This window comes from Nonomuraea maheshkhaliensis (genome assembly GCF_039529435.1).
In the GTDB taxonomy this organism is placed as follows: Bacteria; Actinomycetota; Actinomycetes; order Streptosporangiales; family Streptosporangiaceae; genus Nonomuraea; species Nonomuraea maheshkhaliensis.
On record NZ_BAAAMU010000009.1, the window covers coordinates 66,440 to 87,239 of the forward strand.

Here is a 20,800-nt window from a genome sequence, read left to right on the forward strand (position 1 = left end):
CCCTCTCCTGGAGGACCGTGAAAAAGATCACCAGGTCGGCGGCAGTCGCGGTGTCGATCCTCGTCCTCCCCGCCTGCCAGCCACCCGTCAGCCGATGGGTGGAGCTCCAGAACCGCACCGGCGAAACCGTGACGGTGAAATGGCTCGGCGACGTGAGCCACGGCCGGCAGGTTCCCGCCGGAGAGTCGGCCCGGATCCCGGTCGTGTCAGGCGGTTGCCTCCGCATGGGAGCCGAGGACGTGCTCGTGGCCGACACGGCCGGCGGACGCCGTTTCACCTTCGGCCCACCCGCCTGCGACGGCGGCACATGGACACTGCCCACCCGCTGACCTGGGGGTCCTCATCCGGCGCACCGGCCGCCTCACACAAGCAGTGAACCCCGGGGCAACCGATAATGGGCGGATGAAGGTACGTATCGGGATAGCGCCGCCCCCTGGAGACACCCCCGTCCACCTCGCCGGGCTCGCCGAGCGGGCCGAGGCGCTCGGGATCGACTCCCTGTGGCTGTCGGAGATCGTCCACGGGCCGGCCGTCGAGCCCATGGTCGGCATGGCCTACGCTCTGGCCGCCACCCGCAGGTTGAAGGTCGGCACGGGGGTGGCGATTCTGCCGGGCCGTCACCCGGTGCGGGTGGCCAAGCAGCTCGCGTCGCTGGCCGCGCTCGCCCCCAAGCGGGTGCTGCCGGCGTTCGGGCTGACCCCGGCCAGGCCCGCCGAGCGGGAGGCGTTCCCCGTTCCCGGGCCGCGCGGTGCGGTGTTCGACGAGTCGCTCGAACTGCTCAGGCTGCTCCTGCGGCAGGAGCGGGTGACCTTCCACGGCGAGTTCTTCACGGTGGAGAACGCCGGGGTCGGCCCGCTGCCGGCCAAGCCGCTCGACATCTGGGTCGGTGGCAGCGGGGAGCGCGCCCTGCGCCGGGCCGGGCGGCTCGCCGACGGCTGGCTGGCCAGCTTCCTCACCCCTGACCAGGCCGCCGCCGGCCGTACGGCGATCGCGGCGCACGCGGTCGAGGCGGGCCGCGAGATCGAGGCCGACCACTACGGCACCAGCCTCGCGGTGGCCGCGACCGAGATCCCCGCCAGCGCGATCGACGCCATCGCCAGGCGCAACCCCGGCGCCGACCCCGCCGAGATCGTCCCAGTCGGCTGGGCCGCCGCGCGCGACCTGATCGAGCGCTTCGTCGAGGCCGGGATCACCAAGTTCGTCGTACGGCCCGCCGCGCCCGTGCCCTCGGCCGAGCGCTGGCTCGACGAGTTCGCCGGCCACCTCATGCCACTGCAGAGCTGAGCACCGCCGCGGCGGCCAGACCCGGCCGTTCATGGCCCAGCTCAGAACGCTCGTCGCGTGACCTGGTCGAAGAAGGATGCGCGGGCGATGCTCTCGTCCTCGAATCGCTGCATTCGACGCTTGGCGCCCCGCTCGAACCAGAACGTCTGCCAGCCGTGCTGTCGTGGGATCTGAGTAGGGGCTACTCAGGCGATCCGGGTCCGACTGGCCGACACTCGCGGTCATGCGCACTCTCCTCGCCCTGCTTCTGATCGCCGCGGCCGGCTTATCCGGCGTGCCCGCCGCCCACGCCGTACACGCCGCTCATGCCGTCGCCGGATCGGCCGGCGCGGACTGTACGTTCCTGGACCCCACCCTCGCCGTCGTCAAAGAGGGAGAGGGACCGCGGATCCGGATCACGTACCTGAACAGCAGCGACGAGAGCGCATGGTTCGAGTCGAGGGTGGAGGCGAACTTCCACTACTGGCGATCCACCGTCTTCCACCGCCAGCTCCTGGCCAAGGAGACGGGGCTGGTGCAGACCGAGATCGACCTGCCCCCGGCGTACGGCCAGGGACCGGGCGAGACGACGGGGCTGCGGGTGAAGATCACCTCGTCGCAGACCGGCGACACGACGATCGGGACCTGCGCGACGATGCTGCGCGTCCGGCAGGCCCCGGACGGCGATCAGGATGGGCTGCTGGACTCCTGGGAGCGCGACGGCATCGACTACGACGGTGACGGCACGGTCGACCTGGCGCTGAACGCGGCGCCGTACAACGCGGACCCCGATCGCAAGGACATCTTCGTCGAGCTGGACTGGATGCGCTGCGAGACGAGGTCCTGCAAGCGCCCGCGCGAGCTGTCGGCCGCGGCGATCAGGCAGGTCGTCGACGCGTTCGCCTGGCGGGGCATCACCCTGCACGTCCTCGAGAGCGAGCAGATCCCCGAGACGGAGGGCATCTCGTTCGACGCCAAGGCTCCCGGGACCTGGGACGACTTCGACGACATCAGGACCGGCTCCGAGGCTTACCCGTGCGACGGCGCCTTCGGTGACGTGCTCGACCGGATCTCACGCAACTGCGAGAACATCCTCGGGGCCAAGCGGCTGGTCTTCCGTTACGCCGTCTCCGCGCACGGGCTGGCCGGCGAAGGCACCCAGTCGGGGCAGGCCGAGGTCGGCGACGACTCCCGAGACAGGGTGAACGCCTCCACCCTGGCCGGCATCGCGCTGCCCGGCGGCAACGACTTCGCGATCACCCTGGGCCTCTGGGACGGCAAGGAGATCAACGATCGGGAGGGCCTGGTCTCGGTGGAGGCCGGGACCTTCATGCATGAGCTCGGCCACACGCTGGGCCTGCAGCACGGTGGCGTCGACAGCTTCAACTGCAAGCCGAACTACCTCAGCGTGATGAACTACACCCACCAGTTCGCCGGCGCCGACAACCCCGGCAGGCCGCTGGACTACCAGGAACACGAGCGCGCCCATCTCGAAGAGGACGGGGGTCTGGACGAGACGAGCGCCGCCGTCCCCGGCGCCGGCAACCGCACGATCGTCTACGGCGTGGGGGGCAAGCCGAAGACCACGGACGGCGGTCTCGCGGTCGACTGGAACGGCGACGGCAGGAACGAGCAGGGTGCGACGGGCGACGTCAACCGCATCGAGCTCAAGGGCGACACCGAGTCCTGCCCCGCCTCCCCCGGCCAGCGGCTACGCGCGTGGAACGACTGGGAGCACCTGAACTTCGACTTCCGCAAGAGCCCGATGTTCCCCGACGGCGCGCACAAGGGCGTGCTCGGCAAGGGCAGCACGGAGATCACCGAGGAAGCCGCCGAGGCGCTCAACCCGCACATCGACCTGACCGTGGCCAAGACCGTCGACAAGGAGCAGGCCACCCCGGGCGAGACCCTCGGCTACACGGTCACCGTCGGCAACAAGGGACCGGCGACGGCCACCCGGGTGTCGATCGACGACACCGTCCCCGACGGAACGCGTACCAGCCGCTCTATCGCCGACCTGCCCACCGGCGGCTCGGCCGGCGAGAACTTCACCTACACCGTCCCGTGCGCCACGCCTGACGGGACCGTGCTGACCGGCACGGCGACGGTCGCGGGCGTCAACGCCGCGGGCTATGCCGAGAGCGGGACGCTGGCCGACAACACCGCCACCGCGTCCACCACGGTCCGCCGCCCGGTCCTGACGCTGCAGGCCGACGTGACGGGAGACGATCCCTTCGCGTACGCGATCAGCTACCGCAACGCCGGAGGCGGACCTTCCGCGGGCACGACGCTGACCGCCACTCTGCCCACCGGCCTCTACTACGGCCCCGAGCAGGACTCGCCGCCCGACGTCATCACCCGCGACCCGGACGGCACCACCACGCTGCGCTGGAACCTGGGCGCGGTCGCTCCGGGAGCGTCCGGCGCCGTCGCCTTCACCGCCCGGCCCAGCCTGCTGCTGGAGGAGGGCACGACGGTGAACGTGCCGGTCTTGCTCTCCTTCGGCGACGGCGACGACGGAGACGGCGGAGACGGCGGAGACGGCGGAGACTGCCCCTACGCCCCGGCCCAGGCCACGGCGCAGACGCGCGTCACGCTCCCGGCCGCCACACGCGACCCCAGGCCGCTCGCCGTCTGGACGCTCTTCCCGTCGCTGCGCACCCCCGAGGCGCTGGCCCGCGTCCAGGCGACCGACCAGCGCTACGACACCTCCCCCGCCGACGGGGAGCTGACGCAGGCGGAGTTCGCCCACGCGGTCGGGATACCGCTGCTGCAGCCGCGCGCCCTGCGCGCGGAACTGCTGGCGACCTACCTGAACCTGGCCACCCGCCGGATCCACGCGAGCACCGCCATCCACACACCGCAGTCCGTCGCGCTGAGGCTGGAGACCGTGGGCGACGCCGTACGGCACGCCCAGGCCACGCTGGCGCAGCCGGTGGGCGCCCGCCACATCACGGCCACGCTGCTGCTCACGGAGATCAACGCCGGGCTGGCCGAGCGCTGGTGAGTCACCTGGTCAGGAGGCGGCTGCCGCCGCCTCCTGGCGGAGCGGGAAGTGGCAGGCGACCTGGTGCGTCCCGCCCGCCAGCGGCGGCTCGGTGGCGCAGATGTCCTGCGCCAGGGGGCAGCGCGTACGGAACCGGCACCCGGTCGGCGGGTTGACCGCGCTCGGCAGCTCCCCCCGGATGGCCGAGCCCGCGTCGGCCGTCCGGCCGGGGTCGGGCGTGGGGACGGCGTCGAGCAGCGCCTGCGTGTACGGGTGCCGCGCGGCCCGGACCACCTGGTGGGCGGGCCCCACTTCGACGAGCTTGCCGAGGTACATCACCCCGATGCGGTCGGCCATGTAGTCGACCACGGACAGGTCGTGGCTGATGAACACGTACGACAGGCCGAGGTCGCGCTGCAGGTCGCGCATGAGGTTGAGCACCTGCGCCTGGACGGACACGTCCAGGGCGCTGACCGGCTCGTCGGCCACGATCAGCCGCGGCCGCAACGCCAGCGACCTGGCCAGCCCGATGCGCTGCAACTGCCCGCCGGAGAACTCGTGCGGATAGCGCTCCAGCGACCGCCGCGGCAGCCCCACCTGGTCGAGCAGCTCGCTCACCCGGGCGCGGCGCGCGCCGGAGTCGCCGACCCGCTGGATCTCCAGCGGCTCGGTGAGGATGGAGTCGATGCGCATGCGCGGGTTCATGGCCGCGTAGCTGTCCTGGAACATGAGCTGCACCTGCCGGTGCATGCGGTGGCGGGCGGCCCGGTCGAGGGTCGCGACGTCGGCGCCGTCCACGACGATCTCACCGCTGGTGGGCGGTTCGAGTCCGGCGACGAGACGGCCGACGGTGGACTTGCCGCACCCGGACTCGCCCACGATGCCGAGCGTCTCACCCGCCTCGACCTCGAACGAGACGCCCGCGACGGCGCTCACCCTGGCCGCGGCCCCGCGCAGGCCCGAGCCGCCGGCGTCGTACTCCTTGACCAGGTCGCGCACGGTGAGGATCGGCTGGGAGGCGCCGGACGGGCTCGGTTCCCGCTCGGTGGACGGCGCGATCGTGGCGCGGTCGGTGACGGGGTGCAGGCAGGCGAACGCGTGCCCGTGCCCGGTGAGAGTGACGTCGGTGGTGCGGCATTCGTCGGTGGCGAAGCCGCAGCGGGGCGCGAAGCGGCAGCCGGTCAGGGGCCGCGACAGGTCCGGCGGCAGGCCCGGGATGCTGTAGAGCCGGCCGCTCCCCGCGGACTCGGGCAGGGCGCGCATGAGCGCCTCGGTGTAGCGGTGGCGCGGCGCGCGGAACAGCTCGGCGGTCGTGGCGGTCTCCACGACGCGGCCGGCGTACATGACGGCGACCCGGTCGGCGCGGCCGGCGATCACCCCGAGGTCGTGCGTGACCAGGATGACCGCCATCTTGAACTCTTCGCGCAGGTCGTCGATGAGTTCGAGGATCTGGCGCTGGGTGGTCACGTCCAGGGCCGTGGTGGGCTCGTCGGCGATGAGCAGCCGCGGCGAGCGGATGAGCGCCATGGCGATGACCACGCGCTGGCGCATGCCGCCGGACAGCTGGTGCGGGTAGTCGTCGACGATCTTGTCGGGCCTGGGCATGCCGACCCGGCGCAGGATCTCGATCGCCCGCTCGCGCGCCTCCGCCTTGCCGACGCTCTGGTGGACGCGGAGCGGCTCGGCGACCTGGGCGCCGATGCGCATGGTGGGGTTCAGCGAGGTGAGCGGGTCCTGGAAGACCATGCCCATCTCGACGCCGCGGACCCGGCGCAGCTCCTGGGCCTCCAGGCCGCGCAGGTCGCGGCCGTCGAAGAGGATCTCCCCGCCGACGACGCGGCCGCCGGTCGGCAGCAAGCCCATGATCGACAGCACGGTCATGGTCTTGCCGCTGCCCGACTCGCCCACGATGCCGAGCGTCTCGCCCTGCCGTACCTCAAGGTTGACGTGGTCGAGCGCGTGCACGGCGCCACGCCGCAGCGCGATGTCGGTGCTGAGGTCACGCAGCCGCAGCAGCGGCTCATTGGGGGCCATGTACGGTTCCTCCTGCTAACGCCGCCGGAGGCGGACCTCGAAGACATCCCGCAGCCCGTCGCCGATGAAGTTGAAGGCGAGGACGATGAGGATGATGGCGATTCCCGGCGGGTACAGCAGCCACCAGTGGCCGCTGAAGGTGTCCGACAGGCCGTCGGACAGCATGCCGCCCCAGTTGGCCGCGGGCGGCGGCACCCCCAGGCCGAGGAACGACAGGTAGGCGACGTACAGGATCGCGTCGGCGACCTGGAACGTCGCGTTGACGATCACCGTGCCGATGGCGTTCGGAATGATGTGCCTGCGCACCGCGCGCCCGCCGGTGCCGCCCATGCCGCGCATCGCCATCACGTACTCGCGGGTGCGCAGCGAGAGCGCCTCGCCGCGGACCAGCCGGGCCGGGCCGAGCCAGGCGAAGGCGCCGATGATGACGATGAGCATCGGCACGGTCGGCGTGACGATCGAGGCCATGAGCATGAACAGGAACAGCGCGGGGATCGACATCATCGCGTCGACCAGCCGCATCATGACGGCGTCGACCCAGCCGCCGGCGAACCCGGCGATGGCGCCCCAGACGGTCCCCACGACCGTGGCCAGCAGGCCGGCGGCCAGCCCGACGACAATGGAGGTCTGTCCGCCGAGCATCATCCGCCCGAGCTGGTCGTAGCCCACGCCGTCGGCGCCGAGCGGGTGGCCGTCCGTGCCGGGGGCCAGGAAGACCTTGGTCAGGTCGGTGTGCACCTGGTCGGTCTGGTAGAACAGCGGCCCGAGGAAGCTGAAGCCGGCCAGCAGGACGAACAGGCCCACGCCGGCCAGGGCGAGCCGGTTCTCGGCGAAGACCTCAAGTCCCTGCCGCCACATCCCGCGTACGGGCTCCGCCTCTTCCTGAGTGGTCATGAGCGTGCCGCCTTCAGCCGTACGCGCGGATCGACCGCGGCGTAGAGCACGTCGGCGACCAGCGCGCCCACCACGGTCGCCACCGAGATGAGCAGCGTGACGCCGAGCAGGATCGGATAGTCCCGCTTGAGCGCCGCCTGCCAGAACAGCAGCCCCATGCCCGGGTAGTTGAACAGCCGCTCGACGACGAGGGCGCCGCTGAACAGCGCGGGCAGGTACATGCCGAGCAGGGTGATGACGGGGAACAGGCCGTTGCGCAGGGTGTGCCCGACGATGACGCGGCTCTCCGACAGGCCCTTGCTGCGGGCCGTACGGACGTAGTTCTCGTTCAGGTTGTCGACCATGGACGAGCGGATGTAGCGGGAGTAGACCGCGACGGTGAGGATCGCCAGCGTGAGCGTGGGCAGCACGAGCCCGGCGGGGTCGGCCAGCACCTCCGCCATCGTGAAGCCCTGCGGGGCCTCGGGCGGCAGCACCGGCCACACCTGGGAGAACAGAATGATCATCATGAGACCCATGAAGAAGATCGGCGTGGCGTACGCCAGCAGCGACAGCCCGTTGATCGTGTAGTCGGGCCAGCGGTTACGCCGTACGGCCTGGACGACACCCAGCGGGACGGCCACCACGACCGCGATCAGCGTCGAGCCGAGCGACAGCAGCATGGTCTTGGGCAGGCGCTGGCTGATGGCCTCGGCCACCGACTGGTTGAGCTGGAAGGAGTAGCCGAGGTCGCCGCCGGCCAGCCGCCGCAGGTACAGCGCGTACTGTTCCCACAGCGGCCGGTCGTACCCCATCTCGTGGTTGAAGGAGGCGATCTGCTGCAGCGTCGCCTCCTTGCCCAGGATGGCCCTGGCCGCGCCTCCGGGCAGCAGGTGCAGGATCACGAACGTGATCAGCGTCACCAGGATCACGATGACCAGGGCCTGGCCCAGACGGGCGAGGAGGTAGCGGGTCAAAGGTCAGCTCTTCCAGGACCAGTCTTGGAAGTACATCAGGTTCATCGGGTCCTGCGGGTCCACGCCCTGCAACTCGGACCGGTACGACGAGATCTGGTAGACGGGGTTCGGCATCCAGAGGACCGGCAGGTCCTTGGCCAGGAAGTCGTTGTACTCCTGAAGGGCCCCGGCGTCGGCGGAGAACTGCGCCTTCTCGATGAGCTCGTCGGCCTCGGGGTTGCTGTAGCTGCCGAGGTTGACGGGGGCGTCGGTCTGGAACAGGCGCTCGCCGGAGGCGAAGGCCGGGTAGTACCAGCTGCCCTGGGAGCCGAAGAACGACATGTCCCAGTCGCACTTGGACTCGTCGGGCTTGCAGGCCGGGGTGACCGCGACGGAGTCGGGCACCTCCTTGATGGTGAGCTGCACGCCGACCTTGGCCATCGCCGACTTGATCTCGGCGAACATCTTGGTGGTCGCGGAGAAGCCCGACTGGCTGGTCACGGTGAAGTTGAGCGGGGTGCCCTTGGCGATGCCCTCACCGCACAGGGCGGGGTCGGCGCAGGAGGTCTGCCCGTCGGGGGTCACCGTCCAGCCGTGGCTCTCCAGCAACTGCTTGGCCTTGGCCGGGTCGAACGGGTATGCGCAGCCCTGGCCGGCCGGCGAGCCCTGCTTGGCGGGCACAGGACCGCAGGTCGGCGCGGCCATGCCGGACCAGATGACCTTGCTGATGGTGGGCTGGTCGATGAGCATCTGCAGCGCCTGGCGCAGGTACGGCTGCTTGAACAGCACCCCGGTCTTGGGGTTGTTGAAGTTGAGCTGCAGGTAGGTGATCGACCATCCGTACCAGGGCGAGGTCTTGTAGCCCTTCGACTCCAGGTAGGACTGCTGCGACAGGTTCGCGGGCGGGATGTAGCCGTAGTCGATCTGCCCGGCGCGCAGCACGTTGAACTCGGCGTCGTCGCCGGTGAACGGCCGCAGCACGATCTTGTTCAGCTTCGGCTTGTCGGGGCCCGAGTAGGCGTCCTGCTTGGCCAGGACCACCTCGCCGCCGGGCACGTAGCTCTCCAGCTTCCACGGGCCGCTGGTGGTCTTCCACAGCGGGTTCGTCGCGTACGACTTGGGGTCCTTGGAGGCGGCGGTCAGCTCCTCGAAGGTCTTCTTGGCGTCGCCGCCCTTGTCCCAGGCGTGCTGGGGCAGCGGCACGATGCGGTTGAGCTGGTTGCCGACGAACCAGGCCGCGTTGTACGCCTTCTTGGTGGTGAAGGAGAAGGTCTTGTCGTCCTTGACCTTGAAGGCGTCGATGTTGTCGGGGAAGCCGCCCGGCCGGTACGACGCCCACTTGTCCTTGTTCGTGGTCACCAGGTCCCACCAGAACTGAATGTCCTTCGTGGTGATCGGCTTGCCGTCGGACCAGGTGTTGTCCTTGAGCGTGATGGTCAGCGTCTTCCCGCCGTCACTCACCTCGGGCGGCTCGGCGAGCGAGCGCTCCGGGTTGATGTTGTCGGGGCTGGATCCGTCGAGCTGGTAGCTGTACAGCTTGCGGTACAGGGCGGTACCGAAGATGTCGTTCTCGCCCTGGGTGAAGCCGGGGGCCGAGATCGGCAGGATCCAGTTCGGCGTGCGCAGGGCCACGGTCACCGTGTCCTTGGCCTGCGCGCCGCCCTGCTGCGTGCCGCCGCCTTGCTGTGAGCCGCCCGCGCTGCAGGCGGTCAATCCGAGCCCGAAGGCCACCACGCCGCACACGATGCGGGTTCTCGTCCCCATGGTTCTCCTCGTCGAGACGTGGACGTGCCCTTCAAGGGCCCTTCTGTCCTTCAGTTCGGAGAATGTATAGAGGGACAAGTAGTAAGTCAATGCGAAAAATCAGCTTTGTTCGGCACACTTATTTCGAGGTAGAGTCCGCGACGGCGGCATCTTCCGATGATCGTCTTCGTGCTCGATGATGAGCATCCGTGATGCTCGTCTGGGAGGAGAGGCATGTCGGACCCCGCTAGTCTGCGTGAGCAGGCCCTGAGCCTGCTGGCCAGCGGCAAGGCCGCTTCGCGCGCGGATCTGGTGGAGACCCTCCAGGTGGCTCCCTCGACGGTCTCCAGCGTGGTCCGCCGCCTGCTGGAGGAGGGCACGATCCTTGAGGAGGGCGTGGGCGTCTCCACCGGCGGCCGCCGTCCGAGGATCCTGCGGCTGCGCCAGGACGGAGGCGTGTTCGCGGTGGCCGAGCTCGGGGGCCGCCACGCCCGCGTCGGCCTCTGCTCCCCCTCCGGGGCCCTGCTGGCGGCCGAGGAGTTCGCCGTCGACATAGGGGCGGGGCCCAAGGCGATCTTCGACAGGGTCGCCACGGCCTTCGACGCCGTCAGGACCGCCCACGCGCCCGGCCGCCGGCTGCTCGCCGTCGGCATGGCCCTGCCGGGACCGGTGGACTTCCCGCACGGCCGGCTCATCGGCCCGGCCCGCATGCCGGGCTGGAGCGGGTACGACGTCCAGAACGACCTGCGCCGGCGCTTCGAGGTCACCGCGGTCGTCGACAACGACGCCAAGGCGGCGGCGATCGGCGAGCACGTCACCCGGGGGGAGGCCGGCGACATGATCTACATCAAGGCCGGCACCGGCATCGGCGGCTGCCTGATCAGCTCCGACCAGATCTACCGCGGCGGGCGCGGCCTGAGCGGCGACGTCACCCACGTGCGCGTGGCCGACAGCGGCGAGCGCGAATGCTCCTGCGGCAGCCGCGGCTGCCTGGAGACGGTCGCCAGCGGCGCCGCGCTGGTGCGCGAACTGGCCGGGCGCGGCCTGCCCGTGGCCAGCACCCGCGACGTCATCGACGCCGTCGACAACGCCGACCCGGCCGTCGTGACCCTCGTCCGCCAGGCCGGCCGGCTGCTCGGCGTGGCCGTGTCGGGCCTGGTCAACTTCCTCAACCCCGACCGGGTCGTCCTCGGCGGCGTACTGTCGAGCCTGGACGTCTACGTGGCGGCCGTCAAAGGCATGCTCTACGAACGTTGCCTGCCCCCGCTGACCCAGTCGTTGTCCATCGAGGCGAGCGTCGCCGGCCCCGACGCGGCCCTGATCGGCCTGGGCCACCTCCTCCGGGAGACCGCCGAAATCCGCCCTTCCTAGAAAGCCTGTGCAGTGTCCCTGCGTATCGCCGTCTGCGGCATCCACATCGAGTCCAGCACCTTCTCACCTCACCTCAGCGACACCGCCGACTTCGAGGTCACCCGCGGCCAGGCCCTGCTCGACCGGTACGACTGGCGCGGCGACCCCTGGGCGGCCGAGGTGGAGTGGGTGCCCCTGGTCCACGCCCGCGCCCTGCCGGGCGGAGCGGTCGAGCCCGCCGCGTACGACGCCTGGCGGGCCGAGATCGTCGAGGGCCTGGCCGACGGCCCGTTCGACGGCGTGCTGCTGGACTTCCACGGCGCGATGAGCGTCGTGGGCCGCCAGGACGCCGAAGGCGACCTGATCACCGCCATCCGCTCCGTCATCGGCCCGGAGCCGCTGGTGTCGGCGGCGATGGACCTGCACGGCAACGTCTCCGAGACCCTGTTCGACGGCTGCGACCTGCTGACCTGCTACCGCACCGCGCCCCACGTGGACGTCTGGGAGACCCGCGAGCGCGCCGCCCGCAACCTCGTCACCGCGCTCAGAGCGGGTGGCCGGCCGCACAAGACGCTGGTCCACGTACCGATCCTGCTGCCCGGCGAGATGACCAGCACCCGCGTCGAGCCGGCCCGCGGCCTGTACGCCCGCATCCCCGAGGTCGAGTCGAGGCCGGGCGTGATCGACGCGGCCATCTGGATCGGCTTCGCCTGGGCCGACGAGCCCCGCTGCACCGGGGCCGTCGTGGCCACCGGCACCGACGCCGCCGCCACCGAGCGGGCGGCTCGCGAGCTGGGGCAGGCGTTCTGGGACGCCCGTGACGGCTTCGCCTTCGTCGCGCCCACGGGCTCCATGGACGAGTGCCTGGACGTGGCGCTCAAGGAGGGCGCGCCTCGGCCGTACTTCATCAGCGACTCCGGCGACAACCCGGGCGCGGGCGGGGCCGACGACGTCACGTACGCGCTGGAGCGGATGCTGGCCAGGCCCGAGATTCGCGACGGCTCGGTGCGTGCCGTCTACGCCTCCCTGTTCGACCCCGAGGCGGTGGCGCACGTCGGCCACCTGCCGATCGGCTCGCCGGTCAGCGTCCGCGCCGGCGCCCGGCTCGACACCCGGGCGCCGGGCCCGCTGCTGCTGGAGGGCACCCTGGAGGCCGTGGCCGACGACCTCGACGGCGGGCGCGTGGTGAGCGTGCGGGTCGGTGGGCTGAGCGTGTTCCTGACCTCGCGGCGGATGCAGTACCGGCTGCTTTCGTCCTACGGGCGGCTGGGGGTGGACGTCGGCGGCGTGGACGTGGTCACGGTCAAGATCGGGTACCTGGAGCCGGAGCTGTTCGAGGCGGCGGCGGGGTGGATGCTGGCGCTCACGCCTGGGGGCGTGGACCAGGATCTGCGGCGGCTGCCGTACCGGAACCTGCGCCGCCCGATCTTCCCCCTGGACGGGGACGCCACCTTCGGCTGAGCCCGGGGTCCGGTCACGCCGGGTCCGTACTGGGAATCCAGCTTCCGTGGAAGCCCAGCGGCACCCGTGCCGGAAGGTGCACGACGGCGATCGGAGCGCCGGTGAAGTCCTGCCCGGCTCGTCGCACACCTCGACGCCACTCCCGACCTGACGGACCCCGTGGCCGAGCTCACCGCCAGTGGCGCCGCCTACCTCGCCGACAAACTGGCCAACCCGCATCTTTACCGGGCGATGTTCCTCGAACGACACGACGGGCCCGACGCCGGGAACGACACCTTCCAGCGACTGGTCGACGCCCTCCGCCGCTGCGTGGAGGCCGGGCGGTTCCGCCAGGTCGAGCCGATCAGGTCGCTGGGGTGGGCCGTCCAACTGTGGATCACGAGACACGGCATGGTGAGCCTCGCCGTCGCCGGACTGCTGCCCGCCGAACACCTCCCGCTCCACTTCGCGGACATGTCGCAGAGCCTGTTCGTCGGATACGGCGACGACCCCGAAGCGACCCGGCGCTCGGTGGACCTGGCGATGCGCGACCACTGACCGGCCGATCCGGCGCAGGGCTCGAAACAGTCGCTCGCCTGACGGCGCGGGTAGTTCCCAGGAACTAGGCAGGTCAGTTCCCGCGCGTGATGTGCGCGGCGGAGGTGGCTTCCTACGCTGTGGCGTGTGTTCAAACCTCTGATCACGATCCTGTTCGCACTGGCGCTTTTCGGCGCTTGGGCGGAACCCGCGTGGGCGCACGGCCAAAGCGGCGAGGCCGATGTGCGCTTCGCCCAGACGATCGCCGGGATGGAGATCACCGTCGTGGTGCGGGCGAGCGTACAGGTGCCGGCTCCGCTGCAGGTGGACGTGGTCGCGCACACGCCCGGCCGGGGTGGCCGGATCGATCTGGTGATCAGGCCTGCCGTGGGTGGTCGTTCATCGTCGGGCATGGTTCGGGTCGAGGCCGGCCGGCCCGGGATGCACCGGGTGGTGCTCTCGGTGGATCGGGTGGGCCCGCACGAGCTGGAAGTTCGTGCGGGTGGCGAACGGTCGGTGCTGCCTTTCGCCGTGCTGGTGCCGCAGCCGCCACCGTGGGAGGTGGTCGTGCACGCGGCCTTCGCCTGCACGGCGGTGGCGCTGGTAGGCGCCTTGGTGAGCGCGGGGCTGTCCAGGCGGCCGGCCGCGGCGGGGTTCGCGGGCGGGGCTGTGGTGGCGACGGTTGTGGCGTTCACCGCCGGGGTGCTCTCCCCGTGGTTCGCTCCGGCGGTGCCCGAGGGGGCGCCGCCCGTGTCACGGGAGGTGATGCCGGGGCGGCCGAACGCGCAACCGGTGATCGAGGTCCTGCCGGGCAAACCCGGTCCGGGGTCGGAGTTCCGCTTGCGCGTGGAGTTGTTCGACGGCTCGACGGGCCGCCGGGTGGACGACCTGGTGACGCACCATGCCGCGTTGGCGCACGTCGTGGTGACCAGCCAGGACGGCTCGTACTTCCGTCACGTGCATCCGATCCGCACTGCGCCCGGCACCTACGAGGTGCGGCTGCGTGCGCAGGAGACGGGGCGGCACCGGGTGTACGCCGAGTTCGAGCGGGCCGATGCGGGCGGGCAGCTGGTCACCGGCGAGTTCACCGTGGGCGGCCCGGAGCAGCCGGCGGACGGCGTTCCCGCCGTCGCGGGCGCGGTTTCGGGAGGAGTCCCGGTCACCGAGCCGACGCGGCCGGTGGCCGAGCGGCCCGTACGTGTCACGCTCGACACCGGCGTGGCCGGCGTACAGCCGTGGCTCGGCATGGCCGGGCACCTCGTGGTGCGCAGCCAGGACGGCGGTTACCTCGGCCACGTGCACGAGGCCCGCTCGATGGCCACCGGTTCGCAGCGCGTGCCGGACGAATCCGTCGCGGTCTATGCGCCCGGGCTCGAGTTCACCTTCAGCTTCCCGCGGCCGGGCCGGTACCTGATCTGGATCCAGTACGCAAGGAACTACGAGATCGTCACGGTTGCGCACACCCTTGAGGTAGGGGGCACGCCGTGACCCGGCGCATCGCGTTCATCGCCCTTCCAGTCCTGCTGCTCGCGGCCGGGATCGTCTGGATCCTGCGCGGCGGCGAGGGGCCCGGCCTCATGGAGCTGCCGCGCAGGGGCGCCCTTTACGCGGTCGTCGTCACCCTCGAGCCGAGCACCGGCCCGCTGGAGGCGACGGTGGAGGTCGAGCCGGCCTCCCCCGCGGAGGTGTCGCTGTTCGGGGTGATGCCGCACATGGGCCACACGACACCGGAGATCCCCGCTCGGAACAGCGGCATCGGACGGTACGTGGCGCGCGGCGAGCTGTTCACCATGCCCGGCGCCTGGGAGATCCACATCCGCGTGCAGGGAGCCGCGGGTACCGAGGTCATCAAGGTCAACACATTGGTCGGAACGTAAGGAGATACCCCCATGGCAGGACAATCATTAACGGATCCACCGGCTCGTGAGGTGCCGCGCAGAGAGGTGGCCGGAGCCTGGTTCCTGATGTTCGGCTACGCCACACTGCTGGCCGGCATGATCTGGGACGGTCAGTGGCACGGCGACGTCGGGCCCGACAACTTCTGGACCGCGCCTCACCTGCTGCTGTACGCCGGGACCGGCATCATCGGCCTGTCCTGCCTGTCCGTGGTGCTGCTGTCGACCTGGGCCCGAGGGCCGGCGACCGAGACCCCGTCGGTGACGGTGTTCCGCACCTTCCACGCCCCCTGGCCGTTCCTGGTGGGCGGGCTCGGCGCGGCGGCCAACCTGCTGTACGCGGGCGCCGACCTGTGGTGGCACGACCTGTACGGCTTCGACATCGCGGCCGGGACGACGCCCTCGCACTTCGGGCTGGGCCTGTCGATCCAGGTGGAGATCTTCGCCATGGTGATGGCCTTCGCCGTGCTGCGGCGTACCAGGTCCGACAGATGGGGCCTCGCGCTGGCGACCGCTCTGGCGGCTGTCGGCTCGACGTCGGCGTTCGGCATGCTGTCGGAACTGGTCTTCGACTGGCTGCCGGGCGTGGCTCCGCGCGTACCCGGACTGGGCGCGGCAGGCGCGCTCATGCTGAGCCTCATCGTCGGGCTAACCCGGCGCTGGCACTGGCCGGCCGCGGCCGGGCTGGCGTTCGTGATCGTGCAGGGCGGGCTCGCGTTGTCCGTCCCGGCCGCCACGCGCTGGTACGCCGGGGCGATCGGCCAGCCGATGCGCGATTACACCTCCGGACTGCCACAGGTGCTGGTCGGCGTTCCCGTCACGTTCCCGCTGATCGCGCTGCTGTCCGCAGCGGTGGTGGCGTGGGCGGTACGACGCGACATGAGCCCACGATGGATCACGCCGGCGATCGGCGCGCTGGCCGGCGTCAACACCGCGCTCTTCTACGGCGCCGTGGGCATGGAGATGAACCTGCCCGCCACGCTGGTGACGGTCGCCGCGCTCGGGGCGGGCATGGGCTGGCTGGGCTGGCACTGCGCGTCCCTGCTACGCCACTTCGGGCTGCGCACGCCTGAGGCGGTGCCCGCATGAGACGCGTCATCACCGCGGTGCTCGCGGCAGGAGCGGTGGTGCTCACCGGCACGGGCCCTGCCGTGGCGGCGCCCCTGCCGGGCGAGATCGTCCACAGCGAGACCGTGCGCATGAGCGATCAGTCCGCAATCACCGTATCGTTCACTGAATGGCCGATCCACGCGCTGCAGTCGCTCGACTTCACCTTCGAGCCCACCGGCGGCATCGACGGGCGCACCGGCTTGGTCACGACCGTCTCACCGTCCGGTAACCGCCGGGGGCTCAAAGGCATCGTCCTGCAGCGGCGCGGCGACAACATCGTGCTGCCGCGGCACCCGAGGGCACGCCAGGTGTGGGGGCTGGACGTCGTCTCACTGCCGGAGGAGGGCACATGGCGGTTCGAGTTCGCCGTCGAAGGACCGGGCGGGACCTCGACGGGAGTGCTGCCGATCCCGGCGATCGAGCAGCCGGGGCCGCCACTCGCTCTGAGCTGGACGGTCGCACTGACGCCCTGGGCGCCGGTGGCGCTGCTGGTGACCATGGGCTGGCGCCGCACCTGGCGGCTGCGGCGCAGCGCCAGACCCACCTGGAGTGGATGAGCGATGGTGTGCTGGCCGTCCTTCCGCTGCTGGTCTGCTGGCTGATCGGCCGGGGCGAGGATGTCGTGGTGCTCGCCCTGGCCTGCGGGCAATCCCTCGCGCTGATGGGATCGCGCCGCTATCCGCTTAGCGCGCTGGGCATCGTCGTCGCGTTCGAACTGGCGCTGGCCTTGATGACCATGCCGATCCTGGTGGCTCCCCTGGTCGCCGCCTCCCGTCTGGGGGCGTGGGGCCGGGGGGACCGGCGCGTGATCGGTGTCGTCTCGGTGCTGGTGCTGCTGCTCGCCGGCTTGCCGCTGACGCTGCTGACCATCGGCGACCCGATGCGGGTGCTGGCGGTCTACTCGGCGCTCGCGCTGCTGTTCGTCGGGTTCTGGGCGGTGGGGCGGTTGGACGCACGGCAGCGCGATCGCATCCGTGAGCTGCAGGAGCGCTCGCGGCGGCTCGAAGCCGAGCGGACGGATCTCGAACGACGGGCAGCCGAACGCGAGCGGGCGCTGCTGGCCAGGGAGCTGCACGACATTCTCAATCACTCGGTGACCACGATGGTCCTCGACGCCGAGGCGGGTGCCGACACCCGGGACAGCATGGAGGAGACGCTGCGCCGCGTGGCCCACACCGGCCGGGAGTCGCTGGCCGAGTTGCGGCGGCTGCTCGGCGTTCTGCGAGAGGCGCCGCCCGGGCACAATCCGCTGGCGCCGCCGCCGAAACTGCGGCAGCTCGACGACCTGATCGCCGCCTTACCCCCGGGTGGGCCGCGGGCGCTGTTGGAGCGCCGGGGAGCCGTACGGCAGGTGGACGCCAGCATCGAGCTGGCGGCTTATCGCGTCGTGCAAGAGGCGCTGACCAACATCGCCAAGCACGCCGGCCCCGTCGACGCGCATGTGCTGCTGACCTACGAACCGGCCCGCCTGACCATACGCGTGACCAACCCGGTGCGCGGCGAAGCGGAAACCGCCGGGAACGCGGCCGGCGTGGGGCTCATCGGCATGCGGGAACGCGTCGAGTTGCTCGGCGGCTCGGTGAAGGTGACCAGCGGCCGCGCCACGTTCGAAATCTGTGTCGCGCTGCCGCTGCGGAGCACATCATGACTGGCATCCGGGTCCTGATCTGCGACGACGAGCAGCTCCTCCGGGAGGCGCTGGTACGCCTGGTCGGCGCCGCCGACGACCTGACCGTGGTGGGCGCCGTGGGCGAGGGTGCAGCCGCGGTGGCCGCCGTGGCCGAGCACCGGCCTGACGTGGTGCTGATGGACATCCGGCTGCCCGGAATGGACGGAATCGAGGCGACCCGCCGCATCGTCGAGCTCAACCAGGGCGAAGCCACCCGGGTGCTGATCCTGACGACCTTCGACCTCGACAGCTACGTCTACGCGGGACTGCAGGCCGGGGCCAGCGGGTTCCTGCTCAAAGACGCGCCCGGCGAGCGGATCCGCGATGGCATCAGAATCGTCGCGGCCGGTCAGTCCGTGCTGGCCCCGGAGGCCACCACCCGGATGATCGCGGCGCTGCAGCCTCTGCTGCCCACCGACGAGGACCGGGCGCTACTGGCGGCGGCCGATCGGCTCACCGAGCGGGAACACGAGGTCTGCGAGCTCATCGCACAAGGCATGTCCAACAGCGAAATCGCACACCAGCTCCGCATCAGCCACTACACCGTGAAAGTGCATGTCTCGAGCATCCTGACCAAGCTCGACCTGCGGGATCGGGTCCACGTGCTGATCTCGTGGTCCCGCGTACGCGGCCTACGCCCGTCATGATCGGCCCGAGCCGATCACACGCAACCGGCCGCTTCATCGACGACACCTGGTTCACCGCACCAGGACTGCTCTGCCGCATCCCGAAAGGGACCTGGCCCCGGTGACCGACCAGTGGGAGCACCTGCGCGGCGCCGGACCGAGCCGTGCGAGGAGCGCGGTGCCTCAGGCCTCAGGGCCGCTCGTCGCGCCGGTCGGCGCCCAGGGCAGTCGCAGGACCGCGTTCACCGCGGCGCGGAGAATGGCCGCCTCGTAGTGAGAAACCGCCTCGTCCTCCGGCAGCGCTCTGGCCACAGCGAGCCCGTCGACGACGGTAGCCAGGTAAATCGCACGAAATGCCCGGTCGCCCGCCGGCAGCGCGCCCTCGGCCTCCAGCACCTCCAGCCAGGACTCGACACGGTTGCGGGCATGCCGGACGAGGGCGGCATACCCGGCGCCGGCTTCCCGCTGTTCGGAGTCGACGAAGGTGCGGAACAGCTGGCGCCACATCTCGCGAGCCTGCTCGGGCGAGCCCACCGGGGTCAGGAGGCCACTCAGGCATTCGGTCAGGCGAATGTCGGCCGGCACCGAGACGTCGTGGATCCGCTCGTCCGGCAACGCCTGGCGATACATCGACTCCAGCACCGCGTCCACAAGATCGTGCTGCGTTCTGAAGTGGTGGCGCAGCGTGCTGGCTCCGACGCCGGCACGTGCGGCGACGGCGCGCACGCTCGGCCGGGAGCCCTTGCCGTCCATCAGGATCTCCGTCGCCGCCGCGATGATCCTCGCCCGGGTGTCGCTCATGGCCCCCATTCTCTGGCACGCCGCGTCTAGCACACTGTACCGGTACAGTGTGCTAGTGCTCTATCTCCCGGCCGCCCAAGGAGGGCGTACATGAACGAGCAGGCAGCGGTGACAGACCGCAGAGACAAGGGCGTCGGGTGGCCCGACGTGGGGCTGGCGTTCCTGGCCGCGCTGATCCTGTACGGGGTCGGCATCGCGATCATCCGGTCCGTCCCGGACGACCGGTCCGAGCTGGCCGGCATCGTGCAGTACGGCGTGTCGGGGCTGGCGCCGCTCGGCGCGTTCGCCGCCGTGCTGTGGCTGCGCGTCAAGGACCCCCGCGCGCTCGGCCTGCGCCGCGTGACCGGGAAGTGGGTGCTGCTCTCGATCGGCGCCGGCATCGTCGTGATCCTGCTCAACATCCTGGTGACCATCGTCGTGATCAGCCTGACAGGGCCGCCGAGCAACCTCCAGGCCGACTACCAGGCCGCCGCCTCCGGAGGCGCGCTCTCCTTGATCACCGCCATCGCCGTGGGGGCCGTTCTGACGCCCGTCGGGGAGGAGTTCCTGTTCCGCGGCGTCCTGGCCACGAGCTTGAACCGGTACGGCCCGTGGATCGCGGTTCTGGGCAGCTCCGCGGTCTTCGCCCTCGCCCACGGGATCAACTACATCCTGCCCGTCGCGTTCGTCGTCGGCGTCGTGGCCGCGCTGCTGCTGCGCAGGACCGGATCGGTTTGGCCCGGCGTCATCGTGCACGCCACCAACAACGGCTATTCCGTCATCGTCCCCGCCATCCTCGGAGTCGCGTCATGAACACCCCGGAGGAGGAATCGACGCGAGACGACCTGCTGATCGTGGAAGACCTCATGCTGCTGCTCATGGACGACGACGGGGCGTCCATCCAGGCGGCGGGCACGCTGCACTACACCCTGGGCGGCGCGCTGCTCACGGAGCTCGCGCTGCTCGGCAGGGTGGAGACCGACGGCACCGGAGTGGTCAACGGCCCCCGCGTCACCCCCGCCGGCGAAGGACCGCTCCCCGACCCCTTGCTGCAGTCGGCCTACGACACCGTGGCCGAGAAGACCCGGCGCGTGCAGCCCCTGCTCCTGACACTCGGCGCCGACCTGTGGCGGGTCGTGATCGACCGGCTCGTGGACCGCGAGCTGCTGCGCGTCAAGGAGTCCAAGGTGCTCGGCGTGTTCCGCAGCACGACGTGGCCGGCGGCCGGCGCGGAGCACGAGATCGAGCTGAGAACGCGGATCCGCCGCGTCCTGGAGGACGGCATGGCCCCCGACCCCCGGACCGCGGCGGTCATCGGGCTGCTGTCGGCCAGCGGGGCATTGCCCTCCCTGCGCCCGCCACTGCCCTGGACCGGACGGGTGGCCACCCGCGCCAAGGAACTCGAACGCGGCCAGTGGGGTCCCGCGGCGGTCTCCACCGCCGTGACCCGTACGGCCGCGGGCAGCGCCGCCTCCAGGGCGGCGGGCGCCGGGGCCGGCGCGGGGGGGGGGGAGGAAGGGTGGAACGGGGGGGGGAGG

General features: G+C 71.0%; 20 protein-coding genes. 14 read left to right on the top strand and 6 right to left on the bottom strand.

Annotated features, from left to right (window positions below):
• The first annotated feature begins 17 nt into the window (after nt 1–17).
• The 3 genes from ABFX54_RS08585 (at nt 18) to ABFX54_RS08595 (ending at nt 4,270) form a co-directional block, all read left to right on the top strand.
• A complete protein-coding gene (locus ABFX54_RS08585) occupies nt 18–329 on the top strand; it encodes a hypothetical protein (protein ID WP_346102960.1) in 312 nt (103 codons plus the stop codon).
• Nucleotides 330–402: 73 nt separating this feature from the next.
• On the top strand, nt 403–1,284 hold the full coding sequence (locus ABFX54_RS08590; RefSeq protein ID WP_346102962.1) for a TIGR03854 family LLM class F420-dependent oxidoreductase: 882 nt from the start codon (nt 403–405) through the stop codon (nt 1,282–1,284).
• Between the two features lie 223 nt (nt 1,285–1,507).
• Entirely contained in the window at nt 1,508–4,270 is a 2,763-nt protein-coding gene (locus tag ABFX54_RS08595) for a CARDB domain-containing protein (protein ID WP_346102964.1), read from the top strand.
• A 9-nt stretch (nt 4,271–4,279) separates the two neighbouring features.
• Here ABFX54_RS08595 and ABFX54_RS08600 read toward each other — a convergent pair whose 3' ends face one another.
• The 4 genes from ABFX54_RS08600 to ABFX54_RS08615 are packed head-to-tail and all read right to left on the bottom strand — an operon-like array spanning nt 4,280 to nt 9,876.
• Complete coding sequence (locus ABFX54_RS08600) at nt 4,280–6,283, bottom strand: ABC transporter ATP-binding protein (protein ID WP_346102966.1); 2,004 nt, start codon at nt 6,281–6,283, stop codon at nt 4,280–4,282.
• Nucleotides 6,284–6,298: 15 nt separating this feature from the next.
• A complete protein-coding gene (locus ABFX54_RS08605) occupies nt 6,299–7,177 on the bottom strand; it encodes an ABC transporter permease (protein WP_346102968.1) in 879 nt (292 codons plus the stop codon).
• Entirely contained in the window at nt 7,174–8,133 is a 960-nt protein-coding gene (locus ABFX54_RS08610; protein WP_346102969.1) for an ABC transporter permease, read from the bottom strand. The genes ABFX54_RS08605 and ABFX54_RS08610 overlap by 4 nt, the downstream gene beginning before the upstream one ends.
• Before the next feature lie 3 nt (nt 8,134–8,136).
• Nucleotides 8,137–9,876: a peptide ABC transporter substrate-binding protein gene (locus ABFX54_RS08615; RefSeq protein ID WP_346102971.1), complete on the bottom strand. Its 1,740-nt coding sequence runs from the start codon at nt 9,874–9,876 to the stop codon at nt 8,137–8,139.
• A gap of 213 nt (nt 9,877–10,089) precedes the next feature.
• On the opposite strand from ABFX54_RS08615, the gene ABFX54_RS08620 reads away from it, so the two are divergent.
• The gene (locus tag ABFX54_RS08620) at nt 10,090–11,226 is read left to right on the top strand and encodes an ROK family transcriptional regulator (protein ID WP_346102973.1); all 1,137 of its coding nucleotides are present in this window, start codon (nt 10,090–10,092) and stop codon (nt 11,224–11,226) included.
• A gap of 12 nt (nt 11,227–11,238) precedes the next feature.
• Nucleotides 11,239–12,666 (top strand): M81 family metallopeptidase, encoded by a 1,428-nt coding sequence (locus ABFX54_RS08625; RefSeq protein ID WP_346102975.1) that lies wholly within the window; start codon nt 11,239–11,241, stop codon nt 12,664–12,666.
• Nucleotides 12,667–12,679: 13 nt separating this feature from the next.
• Here the strand turns inward: ABFX54_RS08625 and ABFX54_RS08630 are convergent, their stop codons facing one another.
• Nucleotides 12,680–12,793: a carotenoid oxygenase family protein gene (locus ABFX54_RS08630; RefSeq protein ID WP_346102977.1), complete on the bottom strand. Its 114-nt coding sequence runs from the start codon at nt 12,791–12,793 to the stop codon at nt 12,680–12,682.
• A gap of 32 nt (nt 12,794–12,825) precedes the next feature.
• Here ABFX54_RS08630 and ABFX54_RS08635 point away from each other — a divergent pair, with 32 nt between their 5' ends.
• From ABFX54_RS08635 to ABFX54_RS08665, 7 genes are all read left to right on the top strand, one after another.
• Nucleotides 12,826–13,203: a TetR-like C-terminal domain-containing protein gene (locus tag ABFX54_RS08635; RefSeq protein WP_346102979.1), complete on the top strand. Its 378-nt coding sequence runs from the start codon at nt 12,826–12,828 to the stop codon at nt 13,201–13,203.
• Nucleotides 13,204–13,329: 126 nt separating this feature from the next.
• Entirely contained in the window at nt 13,330–14,670 is a 1,341-nt protein-coding gene (locus tag ABFX54_RS08640) for a hypothetical protein (protein WP_346102981.1), read from the top strand.
• On the top strand, nt 14,667–15,059 hold the full coding sequence (locus tag ABFX54_RS08645) for a FixH family protein (RefSeq protein WP_346102983.1): 393 nt from the start codon (nt 14,667–14,669) through the stop codon (nt 15,057–15,059). Before ABFX54_RS08640 ends, ABFX54_RS08645 begins: the two co-directional genes overlap by 4 nt.
• A gap of 51 nt (nt 15,060–15,110) precedes the next feature.
• A complete protein-coding gene (locus tag ABFX54_RS08650) occupies nt 15,111–16,166 on the top strand; it encodes a hypothetical protein (RefSeq protein ID WP_346102984.1) in 1,056 nt (351 codons plus the stop codon).
• Nucleotides 16,163–16,744: a hypothetical protein gene (locus ABFX54_RS08655; protein ID WP_346102986.1), complete on the top strand. Its 582-nt coding sequence runs from the start codon at nt 16,163–16,165 to the stop codon at nt 16,742–16,744. Before ABFX54_RS08650 ends, ABFX54_RS08655 begins: the two co-directional genes overlap by 4 nt.
• Nucleotides 16,741–17,835: a sensor histidine kinase gene (locus tag ABFX54_RS08660; RefSeq protein WP_346102988.1), complete on the top strand. Its 1,095-nt coding sequence runs from the start codon at nt 16,741–16,743 to the stop codon at nt 17,833–17,835. Before ABFX54_RS08655 ends, ABFX54_RS08660 begins: the two co-directional genes overlap by 4 nt.
• Nucleotides 17,832–18,503: a response regulator gene (locus ABFX54_RS08665; protein ID WP_346102989.1), complete on the top strand. Its 672-nt coding sequence runs from the start codon at nt 17,832–17,834 to the stop codon at nt 18,501–18,503. The genes ABFX54_RS08660 and ABFX54_RS08665 overlap by 4 nt, the downstream gene beginning before the upstream one ends.
• A gap of 162 nt (nt 18,504–18,665) precedes the next feature.
• Here ABFX54_RS08665 and ABFX54_RS08670 read toward each other — a convergent pair whose 3' ends face one another.
• A complete protein-coding gene (locus ABFX54_RS08670; RefSeq protein ID WP_346102991.1) occupies nt 18,666–19,283 on the bottom strand; it encodes a TetR family transcriptional regulator in 618 nt (205 codons plus the stop codon).
• Nucleotides 19,284–19,373: 90 nt separating this feature from the next.
• Between ABFX54_RS08670 and ABFX54_RS08675 the strand changes: the two genes are divergently transcribed.
• A complete protein-coding gene (locus ABFX54_RS08675) occupies nt 19,374–20,075 on the top strand; it encodes a CPBP family intramembrane glutamic endopeptidase (protein ID WP_346102992.1) in 702 nt (233 codons plus the stop codon).
• The coding region (locus tag ABFX54_RS08680) for a GOLPH3/VPS74 family protein (protein ID WP_346102993.1) at nt 20,072–20,800 on the top strand (729 nt) is incomplete at its 3' end. The genes ABFX54_RS08675 and ABFX54_RS08680, both read left to right, overlap by 4 nt.

What these genes read in the sequence shown, in the direction of transcription:
- ABFX54_RS08665 (WP_346102989.1), top strand. Translation starts at nt 17,832, where the DNA reads ATGACTGGCATCCGGGTCCTGATCTGCGACGACGAGCAGCTCCTCCGG.
- ABFX54_RS08620 (WP_346102973.1), top strand. Translation starts at nt 10,090, where the DNA reads ATGTCGGACCCCGCTAGTCTGCGTGAGCAGGCCCTGAGCCTGCTGGCC.
- ABFX54_RS08660 (WP_346102988.1), top strand. Translation starts at nt 16,741, where the DNA reads ATGAGCGATGGTGTGCTGGCCGTCCTTCCGCTGCTGGTCTGCTGGCTG.
- ABFX54_RS08595 (WP_346102964.1), top strand. Translation starts at nt 1,508, where the DNA reads ATGCGCACTCTCCTCGCCCTGCTTCTGATCGCCGCGGCCGGCTTATCC.
- ABFX54_RS08615 (WP_346102971.1), bottom strand. Translation starts at nt 9,876, where the DNA reads ATGGGGACGAGAACCCGCATCGTGTGCGGCGTGGTGGCCTTCGGGCTC.
- ABFX54_RS08675 (WP_346102992.1), top strand. Translation starts at nt 19,374, where the DNA reads ATGAACGAGCAGGCAGCGGTGACAGACCGCAGAGACAAGGGCGTCGGG.
- ABFX54_RS08670 (WP_346102991.1), bottom strand. Translation starts at nt 19,283, where the DNA reads ATGAGCGACACCCGGGCGAGGATCATCGCGGCGGCGACGGAGATCCTG.
- ABFX54_RS08590 (WP_346102962.1), top strand. Translation starts at nt 403, where the DNA reads ATGAAGGTACGTATCGGGATAGCGCCGCCCCCTGGAGACACCCCCGTC.
- ABFX54_RS08600 (WP_346102966.1), bottom strand. Translation starts at nt 6,283, where the DNA reads ATGGCCCCCAATGAGCCGCTGCTGCGGCTGCGTGACCTCAGCACCGAC.
- ABFX54_RS08605 (WP_346102968.1), bottom strand. Translation starts at nt 7,177, where the DNA reads ATGACCACTCAGGAAGAGGCGGAGCCCGTACGCGGGATGTGGCGGCAG.
- ABFX54_RS08655 (WP_346102986.1), top strand. Translation starts at nt 16,163, where the DNA reads ATGAGACGCGTCATCACCGCGGTGCTCGCGGCAGGAGCGGTGGTGCTC.